16 protein-coding genes are annotated in these 15,087 nt (G+C 71.1%); 9 read left to right on the forward strand and 7 right to left on the reverse strand.

Translation table 11 applies throughout. The annotated features are described in order from the left end of the window. Positions 1 to 88 precede the first annotated feature (88 nt). Positions 89 to 1,729 carry an MFS transporter gene (locus V6R91_RS02985; RefSeq protein ID WP_336394100.1) on the reverse strand — a complete coding sequence of 547 codons (1,641 nt, stop codon included), beginning with the start codon at positions 1,727 to 1,729 and terminating at the stop codon, positions 89 to 91. Between the two features lie 74 nt (positions 1,730 to 1,803). Between V6R91_RS02985 and V6R91_RS02990 the strand changes: the two genes are divergently transcribed. The 4 genes from V6R91_RS02990 (at position 1,804) to rpsN (ending at position 3,358) form a co-directional block, all read left to right on the forward strand. After that, the gene (locus V6R91_RS02990; protein ID WP_336394101.1) at positions 1,804 to 2,502 is read left to right on the forward strand and encodes a DNA-3-methyladenine glycosylase; all 699 of its coding nucleotides are present in this window, start codon (positions 1,804 to 1,806) and stop codon (positions 2,500 to 2,502) included. A 140-nt stretch (positions 2,503 to 2,642) separates the two neighbouring features. Beyond that, entirely contained in the window at positions 2,643 to 2,879 is a 237-nt protein-coding gene (rpmB, locus tag V6R91_RS02995) for a 50S ribosomal protein L28 (protein WP_013584774.1), read from the forward strand. Continuing rightward, positions 2,879 to 3,049, forward strand: coding sequence for a 50S ribosomal protein L33 (gene rpmG / locus V6R91_RS03000; RefSeq protein WP_018173550.1), 171 nt, complete (start codon positions 2,879 to 2,881; stop codon positions 3,047 to 3,049). The genes rpmB and rpmG overlap by 1 nt, the downstream gene beginning before the upstream one ends. Before the next feature lie 3 nt (positions 3,050 to 3,052). After that, positions 3,053 to 3,358 carry a 30S ribosomal protein S14 gene (gene rpsN / locus V6R91_RS03005; protein ID WP_127820367.1) on the forward strand — a complete coding sequence of 102 codons (306 nt, stop codon included), beginning with the start codon at positions 3,053 to 3,055 and terminating at the stop codon, positions 3,356 to 3,358. Between the two features lie 65 nt (positions 3,359 to 3,423). Here the strand turns inward: rpsN and V6R91_RS03010 are convergent, their stop codons facing one another. Continuing rightward, positions 3,424 to 4,293, reverse strand: a complete 870-nt coding sequence (locus V6R91_RS03010; protein WP_336394102.1) for a potassium channel family protein — start codon at positions 4,291 to 4,293, stop codon at positions 3,424 to 3,426. A 60-nt stretch (positions 4,294 to 4,353) separates the two neighbouring features. On the opposite strand from V6R91_RS03010, the gene V6R91_RS03015 reads away from it, so the two are divergent. From V6R91_RS03015 to V6R91_RS03025, 3 genes are all read left to right on the forward strand, one after another. After that, positions 4,354 to 5,496, forward strand: coding sequence for an alpha/beta hydrolase (locus V6R91_RS03015; RefSeq protein WP_336394103.1), 1,143 nt, complete (start codon positions 4,354 to 4,356; stop codon positions 5,494 to 5,496). A 260-nt stretch (positions 5,497 to 5,756) separates the two neighbouring features. Continuing rightward, entirely contained in the window at positions 5,757 to 6,044 is a 288-nt protein-coding gene (locus V6R91_RS03020; protein WP_336394104.1) for an HU family DNA-binding protein, read from the forward strand. Between the two features lie 145 nt (positions 6,045 to 6,189). Next, a complete protein-coding gene (locus V6R91_RS03025; protein ID WP_336394105.1) occupies positions 6,190 to 8,172 on the forward strand; it encodes a cytochrome c oxidase assembly protein in 1,983 nt (660 codons plus the stop codon). Positions 8,173 to 8,191: 19 nt separating this feature from the next. Here V6R91_RS03025 and V6R91_RS03030 read toward each other — a convergent pair whose 3' ends face one another. From V6R91_RS03030 to V6R91_RS03040, 3 genes are all read right to left on the reverse strand, one after another. Next, entirely contained in the window at positions 8,192 to 9,979 is a 1,788-nt protein-coding gene (locus V6R91_RS03030; RefSeq protein WP_336394106.1) for a SulP family inorganic anion transporter, read from the reverse strand. Between the two features lie 40 nt (positions 9,980 to 10,019). Next, positions 10,020 to 11,075, reverse strand: coding sequence for a hypothetical protein (locus V6R91_RS03035; RefSeq protein WP_442928103.1), 1,056 nt, complete (start codon positions 11,073 to 11,075; stop codon positions 10,020 to 10,022). Positions 11,076 to 11,234: 159 nt separating this feature from the next. Further along, on the reverse strand, positions 11,235 to 12,068 hold the full coding sequence (locus V6R91_RS03040) for an NAD(P)/FAD-dependent oxidoreductase (protein WP_336394108.1): 834 nt from the start codon (positions 12,066 to 12,068) through the stop codon (positions 11,235 to 11,237). A 55-nt stretch (positions 12,069 to 12,123) separates the two neighbouring features. Here V6R91_RS03040 and V6R91_RS03045 point away from each other — a divergent pair, with 55 nt between their 5' ends. Further along, positions 12,124 to 12,606: a MerR family transcriptional regulator gene (locus V6R91_RS03045; protein WP_336394109.1), complete on the forward strand. Its 483-nt coding sequence runs from the start codon at positions 12,124 to 12,126 to the stop codon at positions 12,604 to 12,606. Positions 12,607 to 12,615: 9 nt separating this feature from the next. Next, a complete protein-coding gene (locus V6R91_RS03050; protein ID WP_336394110.1) occupies positions 12,616 to 13,980 on the forward strand; it encodes an ATP-dependent DNA helicase in 1,365 nt (454 codons plus the stop codon). Between the two features lie 24 nt (positions 13,981 to 14,004). On the opposite strand, the gene V6R91_RS03055 is transcribed toward V6R91_RS03050, so the two are convergent. Both V6R91_RS03055 and V6R91_RS03060 read right to left on the reverse strand, forming a co-directional pair. Next, entirely contained in the window at positions 14,005 to 14,658 is a 654-nt protein-coding gene (locus tag V6R91_RS03055) for a biliverdin-producing heme oxygenase (RefSeq protein WP_336394111.1), read from the reverse strand. 43 nt (positions 14,659 to 14,701) lie between these two features. Next, positions 14,702 to 15,028 carry a DUF2470 domain-containing protein gene (locus tag V6R91_RS03060; RefSeq protein ID WP_336394112.1) on the reverse strand — a complete coding sequence of 109 codons (327 nt, stop codon included), beginning with the start codon at positions 15,026 to 15,028 and terminating at the stop codon, positions 14,702 to 14,704. Between the last annotated feature and the right edge of the window lie 59 nt (positions 15,029 to 15,087).

The following is a 15,087-nucleotide window of genomic DNA, read 5'->3' on the forward strand; positions in this document are numbered from 1 at the left end:
CCGACAGCGTGGTCGTTCGACGACGTCGCGGTTACTCGGCGGGCGGTTGCGAAGGCTCGCGGGGGACGGCGGGCGCCGGGGGCTCGCGCTACGACGCGGCGCGGGGCGGTGGAGCGGATGCCTCCCCGGCGGCCGCGGCCGGCTCCGGGAGCTTCGACGGCAGCCCGGACGCCAGCATGAGACCCAGCACGGTCAGGGCGAAGACGAAGAACAGCGACTGCCGCAGCGACTCCACCTGCGTGTCGGCGTAGAGCTGGGCGACCTCGGCGGCGGAGTCGGGGTCGGCGCCGGCATCCGTCAACAGATCCTCGGCCTGCTGCTGCGAGATGATCGGCGCCCCCTTCGACGCCGTGGTGACGACCTGCTCGCGGATGTCGTCGGGCAGCGTGTCACTCTGCTGCACCGCCGCCGTGAAGCCCGACGTGAGGAGGAGGATGAACACCGATCCGACGACGGCGGTGCCGAACGAGGAGCCGAGATTCTGGAACGTGCCCTGCAGGCCGCCGACCTCCGACGTGTCGGACTGCTCCACGGCCGACATGTTGACGTTCCCGAGCTGGGAGGCGAGCAAGCCGAAGCCCGCGCCGACGATGAACATGCCGGCGGCGAACGTCCAGTCGGCGAGCTCGGGCTGCACGGCGAGGAAGACGACGAGCACGCCCAGGCCCAGCGTGAGCTGGCCGATGCGGCCGATGTTCTTCGCCGAGCGGACCGTCGACAGGCGCGACCCCACCATCGAGAACACGATGAGGCCGGCCGAGAGCGGGAGGATCTTCAGGCCGGTCTGCAGAGCGTCGAAGCCCAGGATCGTCTGCAGGTACACCGGGATGACGAAGAACAGCGCGGCGATGGCGAAGTACTGCGCCATGAACATCGTCAGGCCGCTGCGCAGCGCGGGGATCCGCAGCAGGCTGACCTTCAGCAGCGGCACGCCGCCGGTCCGCTCGAGATGCTGCTGGCGCCGGACGAACCCCCAGAGCACGAGGATCGACAGCAGGATCAGGTACGCCACGGGTGAGACGGCGAAGGGTGCGAAGGGCTCGCCGTTGATCACGGGCGGGTTCAGCGGCGCGACCCAGCCCCATGTCTTGGACTGCAGGATGCCGTAGACCAGCAGCCCGAGGCCGAGCGCCGACAGCACCACGCTGAGCAGGTCGATCTTGAGGCCGCGGTCGCCCGGGACGTCCTTGATGCGGCCCGACACGAGGAGCACGAGGGTCATGACGATGGCCTCGGCGACGAAGACGTAGCGCCACGACGAGTACGTCGTGACGAGCCCGCCGATGAGGGGGCCGGCCGCCGCGGCGCCGCCGGTCACCGCGCCGAGCACGGCGAACGCGACCACCCGCGCCCGCCCCTCGTAGTTGATCGCCGCCAGCGCCGCGATCGCGGGGATCACCAGGACGGCGCCCAGGCCCTCGACGAGCGACCAACCCAGCATCAGCACCGTGAGGTTCGGACTCAAGGCCGTCGTCAGTGAGCCGATGCCGTACACGACCGAGCCGATGCGGAAGGCGAGACTGCGGCCCCACCGGTCGCCCAGCTTGCCGCCGGTGAGCATGAAGGCCGCCATCGTCAGCGCATAGAACGTGATGGCCGCCTGCATGCCCGAGATGTCGGTGCCGAGATCGGATGCCACCGTCGAGATCGACACGTTCATCACCGTGCTGTCGAGCACCATGATGAACTGCGCCACGCTCAGCAGGATGAGCACGAACCACTTCCCCATGCGCGAACAGTATCCGTTGCACGGCGACCCGTGCGCGACCCGGGGGCCGCAGGGGCGGACGTAGACTCGCACGCATGGTGCGGCACGGGTGGCGGGCGGCGACCCGTTCGGACCTCGAAGCCCTTCCCGCCGAGGTGGCGCCGAGACTCCTCGGCGCACGCCTCGAGACCGTGGTCGACGGTGAGACGGTGGCCGTGCGGATCACCGAGGTCGAGGCGTACCACGGCCGTGGCACGGGTCCCGTCCCCGATCCCGGATCGCACGCGCGCATGGGGCCCACAGCGCGCAACGCCACGATGTGGGGCGAACCGGGGCACCTGTACGTCTACCTGAGCCACGGCATCCACTCCTGCGTGAACGTGGTCTGCGGGCCCGAAGGCGTCGCCGGCGGTGTGCTGCTGCGCGCCGGGCAGGTGATCGAGGGGGTGGATGCCGCGTCCCGCCGCCGCCCCGCCGCGCGCACGACGCGCGACCTGGCCCGCGGGCCCGGCCGATTCGGAGACGCCGTGGGGCTGCGGCATCCGCTGCACGACGGCATCGACGCGATCACCGGGGTGCCCCATCACGGGGCCCGCGCGCGCCTGCAGCTGCTCGTCGACCCGCTCGCCGACATCGCGTCGGGCCCGCGCGTGGGAGTCGCGGGCGTCGCGGGGACGGCGGCGTTCCCGTGGCGGTACTGGGTGCCGGGCGACCCCACCGTGTCGCCCTTCCGCTGGGGGCGCGGCGCGCGGGAGGCCGCCGACAAGGGCGACACGCCGTCCGTGCTAGACTGACTCTTTGTCTGCGCGCACTCCAGCACGCAGTACGTATCCCACTCCCGAACGAGGCCTTCACCGGCCGGGTCGGGCGCGGGGTGCAGACAAGGGATCTTGGGTGGGGCCGTCCGGCTCCACGGTACTAAGGAGACATCACTATGGCAGCAGTGTGCCAGGTGACTGGAGCAGTTCCCGGCTTCGGTCACAACATCTCGCACTCGCACCGCCGGACGAAGCGCCGCTTCGACCCGAACGTGCAGAAGAAGACCTACTTCGTTCCGTCGCTGGGTCGCAACATCAAGCTCAACGTCTCGGCCAAGGGCATCAAGGTGATCGACGCCCGTGGCATCGAGGCGGTCGTGCGTGACCTCCAGGCGAAGGGTGTGAAGCTCTGATGGCCAAGAAGGCACAGGACGTCCGTCCGATCATCAAGCTGCGTTCGACCGCCGGCACGGGGTACACCTACGTGACGCGCAAGAACCGCCGCAACAACCCCGACCGCATCGTGCTGAAGAAGTACGACCCGGTCATCCGCAAGCACGTCGATTTCCGAGAGGAGCGCTGATCCATGGCTAAGAAGAGCAAGATCGCGCGCAACGAGCAGCGCAAGGTGGTCGTCGACCGCTACGCCGCCAAGCGCGCCGAGCTGAAGAAGGCGCTCGTGTCGCCGACGTCGACCGACGAGGAGCGCGAAGCCGCTCGCGTGGGCCTGCAGAAGCTGCCCCGCAACGCATCGCCCGTCCGCGTTCGTTCGCGCGACGTCATCGACGGCCGCCCCCGCGGTGTCCTCACGAAGTTCGGCATCTCGCGTGTCCGCTTCCGTGACATGGCGCACCGTGGCGAGCTGCCCGGCGTGACCAAGTCGAGCTGGTAAGCACCCGCTTCACCGGAAGGCCCGGAGTTCCTCGGAACTCCGGGCCTTCCGCATATCCACGGGCATCACGACAGCTGATGCCCGTGGCTGCCGGCGACGGCCCGCAGCACCGCGTCGGTGGACTCGCCCGTCACGTGCGCGTACTGATCCGTGAGTACGCGGGCCAGCTCATCCAGCCCCTGTTCCAGGAACGCCCCCTCGATGCGAACCTCGCCGTTGCCGGACTGCAGGGCCTGATCGCGCAGCTCCATGGCGTAGCCGATGGCGCGGGCGGCCGACAGCCGCTCGTCGCGCTCGGCGAAGTAGAAGATCTCGGTGTTCTGCACGAGATCGGCGGTCAGCTCGGCGATCGCCCGCCCGACGGAGGCGATGACGGATGCCGCCCTGCCGGGAGGCGGCTCCGGCGGCAGCGCGGTGATCCCCGAGCGATGGAGGCTCGTCAGCTCCACCGCCAGCGCCCGCCGGCGGGCGAGAGCGGGGTAGAGCTGCATGAACCACGAGACGGACGCCGACAGCAGCGCGAACCCCGTCAGGGCCTCCAGCGGCGACAGGAGCCGGATCAGCGGCTCGGCGGGAACCACGTCGCCCAGGCCCAGAGTGGTGAGGGCGACGAGCGAGTAGGTCAGCGCCTCGACGAACGGGTGATAGTCGTTCGGATCGAGATCGCTGTACGAGAAGCCGTCGGGGAAGTGCGGCAGGTAGATCAGGGCCCACCCGACGGTGACGAGCACGATCCACACCCCGATCGTCACGAGGATCGTCAGCGGCCCGCCGACCGTCAGCAGGGCGGGCCGGCGGTGCGACACCGACCAGGCCGCCCGGAACATGTAGGTGGTCAGGCGCCCGGTGGAGGCCGGACGCAGCAGGGTGTGGAACACGTCGTTGAGCGCGACGACGATGAGCAGCACGCCGGCGATGGTGCTCACGACGGTCATGACGCCACAGTATTCGCCCGGGAGCACCGACGGCAGGCGCTCTCGACGCAAGATAGGATCATGCCGCTCGACCCGTTCTTCGAGGAGCGCCTGCGGGTGCACCGCAGGTACATGTTCGATCAGGCTCTCGGCTCGGTGCGATCGAGACTCGCAGCGCTCTGGCCGTTCGACCGCGGCGGGACGGCGGCTCCTGCCGAGGCGAAGGCTTCCGACAAGCCCGCGCCGGACGCCACGTCCCACGCGGACCCCACGGCGCTGAAGGCAGGGGCGGCGACGCCCCATGCCGAGCATCGGTCCCGATCCCGCGCCCGTGCCCGTGCCCGGCACCGCCGTGCGGCGATCGCATGGGACCGCACCGAGCTGCGCACGGTCGGGACGCCGGGCCCCGAGGTGCGCACCACCGAGCACGAGGTGGCCGTGCCGGGGCATCCTTCCGTGCGCGTGCGGATCTATCACCCGCCGGTCGTGGGCGACGCGCCGGTGCCTGCGGTGCTGGCGTTCTTCGGCGGCGCGTTCCGGATCGGGGGGATCGACTATCCGACGACGGATGCCGCCTACCGCCGCCGGTGCATCGACGCCCACGTCGCCATCGCCGCCGTGAACTATGCGCTCGCGCCGGAGCATCGCTGGCCGGTGCAGGTCGAGCAGGCCTACGCTGCACTGGACTGGCTCTTCGGAGCCGCCGGCGAGGTGGGCGTGGACGCCGATCGGATCGGCCTGCTGGGGGTCTCGGCGGGAGGAAACATCGCCGCGGCGCTCACCCTCGTCAACCGCGATCGCGCGCGGCATCCGCTCCGACTGCAGGTGCTCGAGGTGCCCGTCGTCGACCTCACCGGTGCACACCTGGATCTGCGCGCCACTCGAGCGCTGCGCATCCCGAGCTTCCTGGCGTTGCGCGAGCTCCGCTCGGTCGCGCGCACCTATCTTCCCCGCGCCCAGGACGCGCGAGACGCCTACGCGTCCCCGTTGCGCGCGGCATCGCACGAGGGCCTTCCGCCGGCGGTCATCCTCACCGCCGAGTACGACCCGCTGCGCGGCGACGGCGACGCCTACGGCGCCGCTCTGCGCGCCGCGGGGGTCGACGCGAGCGTCGTGCGGTACCAGGGCGTCACGCACGACACCCCGATCTTCACCGGCGTGCTGCCAGCCGCCCGGCGCTGGCACGACGACGTGGTGACGGCGCTTCGCCGGCTGCACGCCTGAGGCCGCGGACGGCCCCGACAGGGGCCCGGCCGCGGCCCACGGGAAGTGATCGCGGTGGGCGAAATCCGGCCCCAGAGGCCACAGGAGCCCCAGAAATCACGCGACACACCGCCAGATACCTCCGAAAACCGCGGAAATACGCGGTTCTGTCGGCGTCGTCGGGTACATTCGGTCCCGGTCGACAGGACCAGCCGGGGGGCTACGCCATCCGGTCCGAGCAATGACAAGACGGCACTCGTCGTCTTTGGAGGACACAACCAATGGCCGACAAGACCATCACCAAGACCGAGCTCGTCGCGAGCATCGCGAGCGCGACCGGCCAGAGCCAGTCCGCCGTCTCGGGCGTGCTCGACTCCCTCTTCTCCACCGTCTCCGACGCGGTCGCCAACGGCAGCAAGGTCTCGATCCCCGGCTGGCTCGCCTTCGAGCAGGTCGCCACCTCGGCCCGCACCGGCCGCAACCCGCAGACCGGCGAGGAGATCAAGATCCCCGCTGGCAAGCGCGTCAAGGTCACCGCCGGCTCGAAGCTGAAGGCCGCCGTCAAGTAATCCGACGCAGACCTCGAGAAGAGGGGATGCCGCGACCCGCGGCATCCCCTCTTCTGTTTTCGTCCGCCCGGCAGGCGCCGCGACGGGCCGGCGCACGCCTCCCGACCCGGCCGGCCGCCCACCCGGCGCAACGTAGGCTGGAGCGGTGAACTCCCGCGCCCTGCGGGCCGCCGGGCCCGCGATCCTCGTCGTGGCCGCGCTCGCGACCATGGTGTGGGCGCTCGCGTACGGCGGCGGCGCCGCGCCGCTCGCGATCGCGGATCCCGGCCCCGTGGTGCGCTGGAGCCTTCCCACCGCGAAGCTCGTGGTCAACCTTGCCGCGGCGGGCATGGTCGGCGTCCTCGTGACCGCCCTGTTCACGCTGCGAGCCGGCGAACGCGAGTTCGACATCGCCCTGGACACCGCGTCGATCTCGGCGGCGGTGTTCACGATGGCCGCGGGCGCCACCGGCTTCCTCACGTTCGTCGACGCGTTCAACCCCGTGATCAGCATGGGGCCGGAGTTCGGCGCGCTGCTGGGCCGCTTCATCGTCGAGACCGAGGTGGGTCGCACCTGGCTGATCACGACGATCGCCGGCGCCGCGCTCACGGTCCTCACCTTCGCGGTGCGCTCGTGGACGGCGACGCTCTTCGTCGCGCTGCTGGCCGCGGCATCCCTCGTTCCCATGGGCACGCAGGGCCACTCGGGCGAAGAGGCGTTCCACCACGAGGCCATGACCGCGCTGATCCTCCACATCATCGCGGCCGCGGTGTGGCTCGGCGGCCTGCTGCTCATCGTGGTGGTGCGTCCCCTGCAGTCCCGCGACGCCACCGCCGACACGGTCGCCCGCTACTCGAGCATCGCGCTCGCCGCGTTCGCGGTCGTGGCGTTCTCGGGCACCGTGCGGGCGGCGATCGGGCTGCAGGACTGGTCGGCCCTGCTGTCGCCCTACGGCCTCATCCTCGCGGTGAAGATCGTGGCGCTCATCGGGCTCGGGCTGTTCGGCGCCTGGTATCGCGCGCGACTCATCGGCAGATTGACGACCGCGGCCGCCTCCCGCGCGTTCTGGAGCCTCGTCGTCTTCGAGCTCGCCCTGATGGGCGTGGCCAGCGGTGCGGCGGCCGCCCTCGCCCGCACGCCCCCGCCGGTCGAGCCCCTGATTCCCACGACGCCGACCCCGGCCGAGCGGCTCACCGGCGCGCCGCTGCCGCCGGAGCTCACGATCGAGCGCTGGGTCACCGCATGGAACGTCGACCTGCTGTGGGCCGTCGTGGCGGCCTTCGCGGTCTTCTTCTACCTCGCCGGCGTGTGGCGCCTGCGCCGTCGCGGCGACGCGTGGCCGGTGTACCGCACCGTCCTGTGGGTCGCGGGCATGGCGCTGCTCGTGTGGGTGACCGGCGGTGTGATCAACGTCTACCAGGACTACCTGTTCAGCATGCACATGATCGGCCACATGCTGCTGACCATGGCGATCCCGCTGCTGCTGGTCGCGGGGGCTCCGGTCACCCTCGCTGCGCGGGCGATCCGCAAGCGCGACGACGGCACCCGCGGCGGCCGGGAGTGGATCCTCTGGGCCGTGCACTCCCCGGTCGCCCGCGTGCTGACCCACCCGTTCGTCGCGGCCGGGCTCTTCGTCGGCTCGCTGTGGGTGTTCTACTACACCGATCTGTTCCGCTGGTCGCTCTACGACCACCTCGGGCACGAGTGGATGGTCGCCCACTTCCTCATCACCGGCTACCTCTTCGTGCTCTCGCTCATCGGCATCGACCCGGTGCCCTACCGGCTCCCCTATCCCGGGCGTCTCCTGCTGCTCATCGGCGTCATGGCGATGCACGCCTTCTTCGGCATCGCGATCATGATGCAGGAGGGCCTCATGGTGGCCGAGTGGTTCGGATCCATGGGGCGCACGTGGGGCGCGACTCCGCTGGAGGACCAGTACACCGGCGGCGGTGTGGCGTGGTCGATCGGCGAGATCCCGACGCTCATCCTCGCGATCACGGTGGCGATCCAGTGGAGCCGGAGCGATGCGCGCGAGACGAAGCGACGCGACCGGCACGCCGACCGCACCGGCGACGCCGAGCTGGAGGCGTACAACGCCCGGCTGGCGGAGCTCGCCGAGAAGGACGCGAAGGCCGGCTCCGGCCGCTGAGACGGTCGCACGCCGCTGGTCAGGGCGCAGGCGGGCGTCCGAGGTCGCCCGCGCCGGGATCTGTGCCGGGCGAGGGACGGGGCGCCTCGTCCGGGTTGGTGCCGGCGATGTCGGTGCGCAGGGTGCCCGTCAGCGCGTCGACCGCGGCGCCGACGGTGGGTGCGAAGCGGTCGGGGGTGAACCGGCCGGTCAGGCCGAACCGGGCGAGGGTGTCGACGACGGGTGATTTCATCTCCGCGATCACGAGGCGGATGCCGCGCACCTGCAGGTACTGGTCGAGCTCGACGAGCTCGTCGGCGGCGGAGGTGTCGATGTCGGTGATCGGCTCGGCGGCGAGGATCACGGTGTGCACGTCGTCGCCGGCGGCACGGACGCGCGCGCGCACCCAGTCGTCGAAGACGCCGCCGTTCGCGAAGAAGAGGGGCGCGTCGAAGCGGACGATGACCACGCCGGGGATGCGCTTCGCATCGGGGTTGCGCGAGAGGTCGTGGTAGCCGCGCAGCCCTTCCACCAGGCCGAGCTCGGCCTTGTACGGACGCCATGACCGGTTGACGAAGGCGACGAACGACAGTCCGATCGCGATGACGATGCCCTCGAGCACGCCGAAGACGAGCACGCCGAGGAACGCGGCGGCGGACAGGACCGCGTCGACGGCGTGGATGCGGACGAGCCGGGTGAACCCCCGCAGGTCGATGAGGCCGATGGCCGCGCTCGTGACGACGGCGGCCAGCGTCGCCGACGGGAGATCGTCGGTGAGGCCCGGCAGCACGAGGATGAAGACGATCAGGAGCACCGCGCCCACGACGCCGGTGAGCTGCGTGCGGGCACCGGACTGCTCTGCGACCGGCGTGCGCGACGACGATCCGGAGACGGGGAAGCCGCCGAAGAGGCCTCCGGCGATGTTCGCGATCCCGACCCCGGCCATCTCCTGGCTGCCGTCGACGTCTTCGCCGCGGCGTGCGGCGAACGTCCGCGAGAGGACCGCCGTGTCGGTGAAGGCGACGAGGGCGATGCCCGCCGCCGGGAGCACGAGCGCCAGGACGTCGCTCCACTGCAGGCCGCCGAGGGCGGGAGCCGGGAGTCCCTGCGGGAGCGCGCCGACGACGGCGAGCCGATCGGACAGCCCGAAGATCGCCGTGAGCGCCGTCGCGACCACGACGACGACGAGGACGCCCGGTATGCGGACCCGGCGCAGCGGCTTGAGGATGAGGATCACCGCGAGGGAGCCCACGCCGAAGGCGACGGCGAGCGGGTCCACCATCCCGCCGGCGACGCCCTGCCCGATGGCGACGACACGCTGCCAGAGCGAGTCGGCGTCGATCGAGAACCCCAGCAGCGTCGGCAGCTGGGAGACGATCACGATGACGGCGATCGCGTTGAGGTAGCCGACGCGGATGGGTTTGGACAGCAGGTCGGTCACCACGCCCAGGCGGAGGATGCCGCCCAGCAGCAGGAGCACGCCGACCATGATCGCCAGCAGCCCGGCAAGGGCGACCGCCCGCGGCTCGTCGCCGAGCGCGAGAGGCAGGATCGCCGCGGCGATGATCGGTGCGAGCGCCGAGTCCGGGCCGAGCACCAGCACACGCGACGGGCCGAAGAGGGCATACGCCAGCAGCGGCACGATGGTGGCGTACAGCCCGGTCTCGGGGGGCAGCCCGGCGACGAGCGCGTAGCCCATCCCGGCCGGGATGAGGAGAGCCGTCAGGACCAGGCCGGACCGGATGTCCGGCCACAGCCACCGCCGCTCGTACGCGCGGGCGGTCGCCACGCCCGGGACCCAGCGGGCGATCCTGTCGACTGCGGTCATCGTCGGCTCCTCGGCACCATCTTGGCCGACGGGAGCGCGATCAGGTGGTGTCGGGACCCGTCACGACGATCGCCACGTTGCCGTCGGGCCGCACGGTGATCTCGCCCTTGACGATGAAGGGGACGTCCTCGCTCATCTGGCGGACCTTGCCGTCGAAGAGCGAGCGGATGTCGACGTGGATGTGCGCCACCGCCTCGGCGGGCAGGATCGACCAGCCGGCGCCGTTCGGCTCGACTTCGACGGTGGGCTGCTGCACGATCGACCACTCCGGGAGCGACGCGATCCTGTCCTGCACGAAGTAGCCGAACGGGCATGCGGTGGGCTGCAGCACCTCCTGCGTCGCGCAGGCGGTGAGGAACTCCTCGACCTTCTCCTGGACCACTCGCACGAACTCCTCGGTGGGCTGCGCCTGCACGTTCACCGGGATGGCCTGGAACGGGCTGTCGGACAGCACCGCGACGCCCGGGGTGCTCGAGATCGCCGTGTCGACGGACACGGAGTACAGGCCGGGTGAGAAGACCAGCAGCGAGACGGGCGCCGCGGGGTCGGCATCCGCCCCCTCCGGCGAGACCTGGCGCTTGTCGATCTCGAAGCCGTTGACGTCGAAGGCCATGGAGCCGGTCACCGCCAGGTTCATCACCGCGAGCGGGCTCTCGGCGAATCGCCACGTCGGCGCCAGTCCGATCGACCCGTCCCGCTCGACCGAGAACGTGGTGCGTCCTTCGTAGCCCCGCGCCTGGTACGAGACCGTCACGTGCGTGACGTCGCCGTCCTGCTCCTCGGACACCACGCGCACATCGTCGATGGGGGCGAGGGCGTCGCTGCGCAGCAGAGCGTCGGAGGCGGTGGGCGGAAGCCCCGCCGCCTCGAGCTCGGCCGAGCTCACCCGGACACCCGGGACCGCGAGGGCGTCGGCGGCGCGTCCCTGCTCGAGCATGCGCACGTAGCCCTCCACGAACGCCACGGGGCTGTAGAAGTGCCGCTCCACCGCGCCCCAGGCCGCGAACAGCGCTGCGACGAGGAGCAGGCCGACGAGGCCGAGAAGGCTGAGGTCCAGAGCGAGGTTCGAGCGGCGGCGCTTGTGAGGCGGCCGGATGAGCGTCGCCGTCGGGGCCGTGCCCGCGGGGGCGGTGCGGCCCGCGGAATCGACCGATGGCGCGCTCGCGCGACCGGCTGCCGTGTCCACCGCCCCTTGGTCCACGGCAACAGTCTAGAAACCCCTGACCGGGAGGCCCCTGTGCGTCTGTCGCCCGAGTCACTCCATGACGTCGTCGCGCACGGCGCTGGCGCCGGCGAGCTGACCCGAGGCGATCGCGGCAGCCAGGGACACCATCGGCCCGGGCACCGTCGCGAGGTGCGCCATGTCGCCGCCGGCGTACACCCCCGGCACCGTGGTGCGGCCGAGCGGGTCGACCTCCACCCCGCCCCCGGGCAGGTGCGCGCAGCCGAGCTGGGCGGCGAAGGGCGCCCGCTGGCTCGCCGTCGCGGCGGTGAACACAGCGGCCACCCGCTCGACGCGCCCGTCGGCGTACGTCAGCTCCAGCCCGCCGCCGACCTCGGCGACCTCGGCCAGGTCGGCCGGGCGCACGATGAGCGCCGACGCCACGACGGGGCGCAGCATCCGCTCGATCATGAGCCCGTGGTCGCCCTCGATGAGGATCGCGACGCGCTCGCCGGCGAACTCGTGGCCGTGGCAGAAGGGGCACTGCGCGACCCGCCTCCCCCACTGCTGCGCGAGGCCGGGCACCGCCGGCAGCTCGTCGCGCATGCCCGTCGCCAGCACCAGGCGGCGGGCGTGCTCGGTGCCCTCGGCGGTCGACACGGCGAAGTCCCCGAGCGCGCCGGAGGCCGCGGCGACCGTCGTCGTGCGCACCTCGACGGTCGGGTAGGCCGCCAGCTCCTCACGCGCCAGGCGGCGCAGCTCGGCGGGGCTGCGGCCGTCGTTGGTGATGAGGTTGTGCGCGTGGTCCACGGTCGCATTGCGGTACTCGCCGGAATCGAGCAGCAGCACGTCGCGGTGCATGCGGCCGATGGTGAGCGCGGCCTGGAGGCCGGCCGGGCCGCCGCCGATCACGATGACGTCGTACATGGGGTGATCCTCTCGTCGGGTTGCGTCGGGATCGATCCTGTGACTTCATGTCGACATGAAGTCAAGTCTGTCCATCGGCGAGGCGGCGGCCCGGTTCTCGCTGCCCACGCACGTCCTGCGGCACTGGGAGGGCATGGGACTGCTCCGGCCGGCGCGGGACGGCGCGGACCGCCGGCGGTTCGGCGACGACGACCTCGTGCGGATCGGCGTCATCGTCCGCAGCCGGAACGCCGGCATGAGCCTCGAGCAGATCGGCGTGCTGCTGGACGAGCGGGCACCGGAGCGCCATCGAGTCCTCGAGGAGCATCTCGCGGACCTCGACCGCCGCATGGCCGACATGGAGCGGTCGCGGCGGATGACCGAGCACGCGCTGAACTGCCGGTCGCACGACATCACGACGTGCCCGCGGTTCCGGGCGATCATGGACGAGGTGGTGGCGGGAACGGGCGTCTGGCGGGAGGCGGAGTCCGCTGTGGACGGCCGCGGGTCGTCCACCGATCCGGCGCCGGGGCGCCGGAAGGCGGTGTCGGCTCGTTAGCATGAATCGGTGAACACGCCGCCCCTCTCCGCCGAGCAGGAGGCGCTGTTCCGTCTCATCGAGGACACACGCGAGCACGTGTTCGTGACCGGACGCGCCGGCACCGGCAAGTCCACGCTGCTGCAGCACCTCGCATGGAACACCGGCAAGCAGATCGCGGTGTGCGCGCCGACCGGCGTGGCGGCCCTGAACGTCGACGGCCAGACGATCCACTCGCTCTTCAAGCTGCCGCTCGGCATCATCGGCGCGCACGACGAGGACCAGTCCGACGCGACGCGCAAGCTGCTCAACGCGATCGACACGCTCGTCATCGACGAGATCTCGATGGTCAACGCCGACCTCATGGATGCGATCGACCGGTCGCTGCGCAAGGCGCGGGGCCGCCGGGCGGAGCCCTTCGGCGGCACGCAGATCGTCATGTTCGGCGACCCGTACCAGCTGGCGCCCGTGCCGCCCCGCGGCGACGAGCTGCGCTACGTGCGCGACCACTACCGCTCGTTCTGGTTCTTCGACGCCAAGGTGTGGGTCGGCGAGGCCGCGAGCGACGGCATCCTCGACGTCGGCTCGTACGGCGCCGGGCTGAACGTCCGCGAGCTGATCGACATCCACCGCCAGAGCGACCCCGCGTTCAAGGCGATGCTCAACGCCGTCCGGTATGGCCGGGTGACGGCCGACATCGCCCAGGTCCTCAACGACACCGGTGCGCGCACTCCCCCGGATCCGCGCGACGGCGAGCACCCGATCATCACGCTCGCCACGCGCAACGACATCGTCAACAACATCAACCGCCGTCATCTGACCGAGCTCATCGGGCGCGAGCAGACGGCGATGGCGGAGGTCAGCGGCGACTTCGGACGGGGGGATGCCGCGTACCCGGCCGACCTCGAGCTCAAGCTCAAGGTCGGGGCCCAGGTGATGTTCCTGCGCAACGACACGCAGTCCTTCGGCGAGCCGCCGCGCTGGGTCAACGGCACCATCGGCACCGTCACGCGCATCGCCGGCGAGACGGTTCGCGTCGACGTCGAGGGCGAGGAGTTCGACGTCGAGCCCTCGGTGTGGGAGAAGTACCGCTACTCGTACGATCCGGGGTCGAAGCAGCTGACCCGCGACATCGTCGCCGAGTTCACCCAGTTCCCGCTGCGCCTGGCGTGGGCGGTCACCATCCACAAGTCGCAGGGCAAGACCTACGACCGGGCGATCATCGATCTCGGCTCGGGCGCGTTCGCCCCCGGGCAGACGTACGTCGCCCTGTCGAGGCTGACCTCGCTGGACGGACTGTACCTGTCGCGGCCGCTGCGCCCGAGCGACATCCGCGTCGACCCCGACGTGCAGCGGTTCATGGCCTCGGCCGTGCGCGGCATGCCGGTGACCTGAGCCTGCCGGCGGCCGGCTGCCGGCTCAGGCGACCTGGGAGGCCTTGGCGGCGGCGAGGTCCTCGAACAGCTCGGTGTTGAAGCGATAGGCCAGCAGCACCTCGTCGATGACGCGCTCCTGCTCGGCGGCATCCCACGGGGCGGCGTCGAGATGCTCGCGGTAGACGTCCTTGAACGCCTTGGGGTCGGCGATGTCGTCGAAGAGGTAGAAGCCGATGCCGTTGGTCTCGAAGCCGAAGCGGCGCGACATCAGCCGGCCGATGAACTGCCCGCCCGACAGATCGCCGAGATACCGCGTGTAGTGGTGGGCGACGAAGCCCCCCGGCCACGTGGCGCCGACCTGGTCGATCCGCTCGACGTAGCGCCGGGTCGTCGGCAGCGGCTCGACGCGCTCGCGCCAGTCCGGCCCGATGAGGAACCCGAGGTCGGCCTCGAGCGCCGGCAGGCGCGTGAGCTTGTCGGTGATGAACACCGAGGCGATCGGATCGTGGCGCATGCGGCTCGCGGCCCGCTCGAGGGCCTCGTAGATGAACCAGTGCTGGACGACCAGCGCGATGTAGTCGTCGCGCGTGCCCTCCCCCGTCATGAGGTCGGACATGAAGCCGGCCGTCTCGCTCGACGAGTGCGCGCGACTCGAGCGCTCGCGGAGTGCGGCGGAGAACGGGATCGGGTCGCTCATACCTTCATGGTAACTGAAGATAAGGCGAACCTAACAAGAGTTTCTACGCGTGCGGTCGGGGCGCCATCCCGAGCCGGCGGCAGGCCTCGTCGTACAGCGCCACGATCTCGCGCCGCACCTCGGGGCGCTCTGTGATGGGTCCTCCCGGCCACGGCACGGCGACCTCGATCACCGACCTGTCGGTGAGGGTGGCCTCCCAGATCCCCCTCTCGCCGTCGAAGCCCGTCATCCGCGACGATGCGATCGCGTCCGGGCCTGTCGCGGCCTGCGGGGCGAACGCGCGGGCGATGAGGAGGTTGTCGCCGGCGTGGTCGCCGTTCATGTGGCCGAGCACGCCCGCCAGGGCGGCATCGTCGAACCGATGGGTCATGCTCATACCATACGGATCGGGGTGCGACGACACCGGCTGTCGTGTGTTTGAATTCATGC

This window comes from Microbacterium sp. CCNWLW41 (genome assembly GCF_037083505.1).

Bases quoted from the DNA above. Each gene is read 5' to 3' on its own strand.
- V6R91_RS02985 (WP_336394100.1), bottom strand. From the start codon at position 1,729: ATGGGGAAGTGGTTCGTGCTCATCCTGCTGAGCGTGGCGCAGTTCATC.
- V6R91_RS02990 (WP_336394101.1), top strand. From the start codon at position 1,804: ATGGTGCGGCACGGGTGGCGGGCGGCGACCCGTTCGGACCTCGAAGCC.
- rpmB (WP_013584774.1), top strand. From the start codon at position 2,643: ATGGCAGCAGTGTGCCAGGTGACTGGAGCAGTTCCCGGCTTCGGTCAC.
- rpmG (WP_018173550.1), top strand. From the start codon at position 2,879: ATGGCCAAGAAGGCACAGGACGTCCGTCCGATCATCAAGCTGCGTTCG.
- rpsN (WP_127820367.1), top strand. From the start codon at position 3,053: ATGGCTAAGAAGAGCAAGATCGCGCGCAACGAGCAGCGCAAGGTGGTC.
- V6R91_RS03010 (WP_336394102.1), bottom strand. From the start codon at position 4,293: ATGACCGTCGTGAGCACCATCGCCGGCGTGCTGCTCATCGTCGTCGCG.
- V6R91_RS03015 (WP_336394103.1), top strand. From the start codon at position 4,354: ATGCCGCTCGACCCGTTCTTCGAGGAGCGCCTGCGGGTGCACCGCAGG.
- V6R91_RS03020 (WP_336394104.1), top strand. From the start codon at position 5,757: ATGGCCGACAAGACCATCACCAAGACCGAGCTCGTCGCGAGCATCGCG.
- V6R91_RS03030 (WP_336394106.1), bottom strand. From the start codon at position 9,979: ATGACCGCAGTCGACAGGATCGCCCGCTGGGTCCCGGGCGTGGCGACC.
- V6R91_RS03040 (WP_336394108.1), bottom strand. From the start codon at position 12,068: ATGTACGACGTCATCGTGATCGGCGGCGGCCCGGCCGGCCTCCAGGCC.
- V6R91_RS03045 (WP_336394109.1), top strand. From the start codon at position 12,124: ATGAAGTCAAGTCTGTCCATCGGCGAGGCGGCGGCCCGGTTCTCGCTG.
- V6R91_RS03055 (WP_336394111.1), bottom strand. From the start codon at position 14,658: ATGAGCGACCCGATCCCGTTCTCCGCCGCACTCCGCGAGCGCTCGAGT.
- V6R91_RS03060 (WP_336394112.1), bottom strand. From the start codon at position 15,028: ATGACCCATCGGTTCGACGATGCCGCCCTGGCGGGCGTGCTCGGCCAC.